Annotated in this window: 1 protein-coding gene; it reads left to right on the forward strand. The window is 75.6% G+C overall.

The features are described from left to right. Nucleotides 1-1,139 (forward strand): helix-turn-helix domain-containing protein (locus FNH04_RS46190; protein ID WP_194237069.1); only part of this gene is annotated, 1,139 nt, incomplete at both ends.

Below are 1,139 nucleotides of genomic sequence, written 5' to 3' on the forward strand. Positions count from 1 at the left end.
GGGGTGGACGACGCCCAGGCCTCCCTCGCGCTGGTCGCGGCCCTCCGGTTCCACTGGTGTGCCGACGGCTTCCTCGGCGAGGGGCGCCGGCGGATCGAGCGGGCCCTCGCGGTGGCACCGGAGGCCACACCGGCCCGGGCCAGGGCGCTGTGGGCGGGGGCCTGGGCGGCGCTGCTGCAGGGGGACCACGTCTCGGCGGGCCGGTGGCTGGACGAGGCGGAGGAGCTGGGCGAACGGCTGGACGACCCGGTGGTGCGCGCCTATGCGCGGGGTTTCCGGGGCTCCCTGGCGCTGTTCCAGGGCCGGCTGGAGGAGGCCGTGTCCTGGTACGAGGAAGCGGTGGCCGCCCAGACGGCGGCGGGTGAGGGATCGGGCGTACTGTTCTCCCTCTTCCAGCTGGCGGTCGCCCGGGCGTACCTGGGAGATCCCCGGGCGACGGACACCGGACGGCACGCGGTCGCCACCGCCGAGGCGCACGGCGAGCGCTGGTGTCGTTCGTACGCCCTGTGGGCGCGGGGCCACGACGCGTGGGTGCGCGGTGACCCGGCGTCCGGTCTGGCGCTCACCCGCGCGGCCATGGAGGTCCAGCGCGGTTTCAACGACTACGTGGGCACCGCGCTGATGCTGGAGCTGTTCGCCTGGATCACCGCGGCGGACGGCGACCACGGCCGCGCGGCCCGGCTGCTGGGCTCCGTTCGGACCCTGTGGCAGGCCGTCGGAACGACGATCTCCGCGTTCGGACCGCACCTGGCCGAGCACCACGTCCGGTGCGAGGAGGCGACCGTACGGGCCCTGGGTCCTGCCGCGTACGAGGGGGCGCTGGCGGAGGGCGCCGCGTACGACCGCCCCCAGCGGGCCATCGCGTACGCCCTGAGCGCCGGATTGGAGACCGAGTCCGGGCCGGTTCCCGCCCCGGACCCCCTGACCCGGCGGGAGCGCGAGGTGGCCGCCCTGGTGGCCCGGGGCATGAGCAACCGGCGTATCGCCGCCGAGCTCGTGCTGTCCCCGCGCACGGTCGACGGCCATGTGGAGCACATCCTGGCCAAACTGGGCTTCGCCTCGCGCGCCCAGATCGCGGCCTGGGTGGCCGCGCACGGGGTGTCCGCAGGGGTGCCCACCCCGAAGAACCAGGTACCCAC

This window comes from Streptomyces phyllanthi, from assembly GCF_009377205.1.
GTDB classification, from domain to species: Bacteria; Actinomycetota; Actinomycetes; order Streptomycetales; family Streptomycetaceae; genus Streptomyces; species Streptomyces phyllanthi.